The organism is Microcystis sp. M113S1, from assembly GCF_020246945.1.
In the GTDB taxonomy this organism is placed as follows: Bacteria; Cyanobacteriota; Cyanobacteriia; order Cyanobacteriales; family Microcystaceae; genus Microcystis.
In genome coordinates, this window is the sequence record NZ_JADBSA010000059.1 from 1 (window position 1) to 3,520 (window position 3,520).

General features: G+C 44.6%; 3 protein-coding genes. 1 reads left to right on the forward strand and 2 read right to left on the reverse strand.

Annotated elements, in window-relative coordinates; genetic code table 11:
* Nucleotides 1–162: 162 nt before the first annotated feature.
* Together IM319_RS03500 and ruvB are read right to left on the reverse strand one after the other, a co-directional pair.
* Nucleotides 163–939: an RNA polymerase sigma factor SigF gene (locus tag IM319_RS03500; protein WP_287685968.1), complete on the reverse strand. Its 777-nt coding sequence runs from the start codon at nt 937–939 to the stop codon at nt 163–165.
* A gap of 316 nt (nt 940–1,255) precedes the next feature.
* Nucleotides 1,256–2,332, reverse strand: coding sequence for a Holliday junction branch migration DNA helicase RuvB (gene ruvB, locus IM319_RS03505; protein WP_287734660.1), 1,077 nt, complete (start codon nt 2,330–2,332; stop codon nt 1,256–1,258).
* A 23-nt stretch (nt 2,333–2,355) separates the two neighbouring features.
* Here ruvB and hisF point away from each other — a divergent pair, with 23 nt between their 5' ends.
* A complete protein-coding gene (gene hisF, locus IM319_RS03510) occupies nt 2,356–3,120 on the forward strand; it encodes an imidazole glycerol phosphate synthase subunit HisF (RefSeq protein ID WP_002787034.1) in 765 nt (254 codons plus the stop codon).
* The last annotated feature ends 400 nt before the right edge of the window (nt 3,121–3,520 follow it).

The following is a 3,520-nucleotide window of genomic DNA, read 5'->3' on the forward strand; positions in this document are numbered from 1 at the left end:
CAGGTGGTCAATTACCTAATTTTCAGGGAAAAAGTCCCTGAATTTTCCCCCCAATCACTCCAAGGGTCGGCACTTTTTGAGGGAAAAAAAGTCTAAAAACCTTGTTGGATAAGGTTTTTAGATTTATTCAGCAAACCCTACTTATGAGAACCGATAATTGGGCTAAAATGCCTCTTGGATCATAGTTTCCTTGAGCATTTCTAAACCCTTTTTCACCCGACGGGAGACGGTAACGACACTAATACCTAATTGTTCGGCGGTTTCCCGTTGAGTAAGATCTTTAAGGAAGACAAATTCGAGAATATGACGGGTTTTCTCTTCTAATTGAGCGAGAGCTTGTTGTACACGAATGCGATCCTCTTGACAAAGTTGAAAGCTGCGATAACGGGGATCGGGAACGAGGTCTTTTAAACAAGTATTATTATCTTCATCGTTATTAACCGTCACATCGAGACTGAGGGGTTCACGGTTTTGGAAAGCCAGTTTTACCTCTTGCCATTCTTCGATCGAAATATTTAAAGCGAGGGAGATTTCCGTATCATTGGGTTGACGATTGTGGACAGTTTGGAAATGCCGACGCACATTGGCCGCTTGTCTGCCTAAATCTAACCAACGACGAGGAATACGAACTGTATAACCTTTATCGCGCAGATGGTGTTGAATTTCGCCGCGAATATAGGGAATAGCGAAGGAACTAAAAGCATGACCTTTGCTGCTGTCAAAACGCTCGATCGCCCGAATTAGTCCCATACAGCCAACTTGCACTAAATCTTCGTAATTTTCATGGCATTGATTGACCCAATGATGAGCTTCCCTTCTGACTAATCCTAGGTTTAACTCCATAATTTGATCCCGTAACTTATTATCTCCTGTTTTTTGGTATTTTTGAAACAGGGTGAGAGTTTCGAGTTTAAGATTTTCTTGATTTACGACAGACATAGGGCGCTAACAGACTTAAAAAATGTTGACTATAAAAGATCACTATTGCAATTAGCTTTGACCAATCCCAATACAGTCTAGATGAGAAGCGGCAAGCAATCACAACAATGTAATTTGCTACTATCACTATGATAAGACCTTTATATAAAGACTTGTGTGATTTCACGCAGTCAAGCCGGTATTTAAAGACACCAATAAGCTAAAACCCAGGTAATTAGGGTTTTAGGGTGTGGGGTGTGGGGTGTGAATTTTCCCCCGGAAAAAGTCTTAATCCAACAAGGTTTTCAGATTTATTCAGCCAGCCCTATCTAGAAAACTACAACTCAAACAAAGGTAAACTCCGATCCTTATTTTTCGGCAATTTCGCCAGTAGGCCTAAATGTTCGTAGGCGGCTGCCGTGACTACGCGACCCCGGGCAGTACGATTAAGATAACCTATTTGTAATAAATAAGGCTCATACACCTCCTCGATCGTCTTGGCATCTTCTCCCGTGGCTGCCGCTACCGCTTCCAATCCCACAGGCCTACCTTGAAACTGTTCGATCATCGTCTTTAATACTAATCGATCGGTCCAATCTAAACCCATAGAATCCACATTTAATTCATTTAATCCCTGATCAGCTAACTGGGGAGTAATCACCATTTCTCCCTTCACCTGTACATAGTCGCGTACTCGTTTTAATAAACGATTGGCAATGCGTGGAGTTCCCCGACTGCGACGGGCAATTTCGATCGCACCCGCTTCAGTAATGGGAATATTAAAAATAGTGGCACTTCTGAGAATAATTGCCGTCAATTCCTCGATTGTATAGAAACGCAGACGTTGAATCAGGCCAAACCGATCGCGTAAAGGGGAAGTTAAAGAGCCAACTTTGGTAGTAGCACCGATTAAAGTAAAGGGAGGTAAAGAAATACTGCGAATTTTCGCCGCTTGACCCTTGCCAATCGTCACATCCAGGCGATAATCCTCCATCGCTGGGTATAATAACTCCTCCGTCACCCGATTCAGTCGATGAATTTCGTCGATAAAAAGAATATCCCGGGGTTGAAGATTGATCAGGATGCCGGTAATGTCCCGGGGACGCTCTAAAGCGGGGGCGGCGGTAATGCGGCAATTTACTCCCATCTGGGCCGCTAAAATTAAAGCCATGGTGGTTTTTCCTAATCCTGGCGGTCCGTAGAAGAGCAAATGATCGATCGCTTCTTGTCTAGCTTTGGCTGCGGCGATGGTGACTTTTAGATTAGCCTTTAAGTCCTGTTGACCGATATAATCCTCTAGGGATTGGGGACGAATCTGCGCGGCTGCTTTTTCCGTTTCTTCTATAGTGGGATTGGGAGTGAGCAGATTTTCCTCGGCAGCCGGAGGGGAATTGTGCGATCGTTTGATGGCCATTGTTACAATCAAGAGTCTAGGATATGTTAGCGAAGCGGATTTTGCCTTGTTTGGATGTCAATAAAGGTCGGGTGGTTAAAGGGGTTAATTTTGTCAATCTTCAGGATGCTGGCGACCCCGTGGAGTTAGCTCGCTTGTATAATCAGGCAGGGGCCGATGAGTTGGTTTTTCTTGATATTACTGCTACCCATGAAGATCGCGACACGATTATTGATGTAGTCTATCGTACGGCGGAACAGGTTTTTATTCCTCTGACAGTGGGTGGCGGTATCCAATCCTTAGAAAATATTAAAAATTTGTTAAGAGCCGGGGCCGATAAAGTCAGCATTAACTCGGCTGCCGTGCGCGAGCCGGAATTGCTCGATCGAGCCAGCGATCGCTTTGGGAAACAGTGTATTGTGGTGGCGATTGATGCTAGACGACGCAAGGATGGGCATAACCCCGGTTGGGAGGTTTATGTTCGGGGTGGACGCGAAAATACGGGTATTGATGCTTTATTATGGGCGCAAGAAGTGGAAAAACGCGGGGCGGGTGAGTTGTTAGTTACCAGTATGGATGCTGACGGCACGCAAGCGGGTTACGATCTGGCCTTGACAAAAGCGATCGCTGAAAGGGTGGAGATTCCTGTGATTGCCTCTGGAGGAGCGGGCAATTGTCAGCATATCTACGAAGCATTGACGGAAGGGCGGGCAGAAGCGGCTTTATTGGCTTCTTTGCTCCATTATGGTCAATTAACCATCGCTGAGGTCAAAAATTATCTGCAAAATCAACAAGTACCCGTGCGTTAGCCAGGGAAAATGAGGGCAAGATTTGCAGAACTTAATCTAGTGATTAAGTCGGTTTTTCGGGAAAAGGATTTCTTTAGGCTGCAACCCAAGAAGAGCAAGGTTTAGACCTAAGCTAAGACACATTTTAACCGCTTACTGTTGCCTCTTGCCGCTTGCCTCTTGCCTAATCTCAACAAGCAATTTAAATTTGCGGGCGGTTTATCGAAAATTTGGGTTAAAACCCCGTCCTTTGAGGACGGCTTTAAGCTACAATGGAAAAGGCGATAACCAAGCTAAAAACTGAACCTTGACCACAGATAGTAGGGGGTTTCGTTCAGAAAAGACTTCAAATTCGGCCTTGAACGAGTAAAACTTTCTAGGAAATAAGGTTGAACATGAGATTTTTTCGACTTGTTCAAAG

What these genes read in the sequence shown, in the direction of transcription:
- IM319_RS03500 (WP_287685968.1), bottom strand. Translation starts at nt 939, where the DNA reads ATGTCTGTCGTAAATCAAGAAAATCTTAAACTCGAAACTCTCACCCTG.
- ruvB (WP_287734660.1), bottom strand. Translation starts at nt 2,332, where the DNA reads ATGGCCATCAAACGATCGCACAATTCCCCTCCGGCTGCCGAGGAAAAT.
- hisF (WP_002787034.1), top strand. Translation starts at nt 2,356, where the DNA reads ATGTTAGCGAAGCGGATTTTGCCTTGTTTGGATGTCAATAAAGGTCGG.